General features: G+C 51.5%; 1 pseudogene. It reads left to right on the top strand.

The window, feature by feature from the left end:
* Positions 1-235: pseudogene (locus tag L9G74_RS22065) on the top strand (ATP-dependent DNA helicase Rep); the annotation flags it as partial.

Here is a 235-nt window from a genome sequence, read left to right as displayed (position 1 = left end):
TTGAAATCATCAAACGTGAGCACAAAGCGCTGGGGCTGAAGGCGGTCTTTTCGCTGTTTGATTACAAAGTCTCTATGGCGCTGCTCTAAGAGCTGACAGAGAAAGAGCTGCGAGTCGACAAAGACCTGCTGCGTTTGCTGGCAACCACCATCTAATATTGGAAAGGCGGCTTGGTGATCCATGATCACGCCCGCAAGATTGCCAAAGGCGAGCAGGAACAGCTGTTTGCGCTGCT

Source organism: Shewanella electrica, assembly GCF_022321485.1.
Taxonomy (GTDB): Bacteria; Pseudomonadota; Gammaproteobacteria; order Enterobacterales; family Shewanellaceae; genus Shewanella; species Shewanella electrica.
The sequence above is the reverse complement of the archived record's forward strand: the minus strand, read 5'-3'. Positions and strand labels throughout refer to the sequence as shown.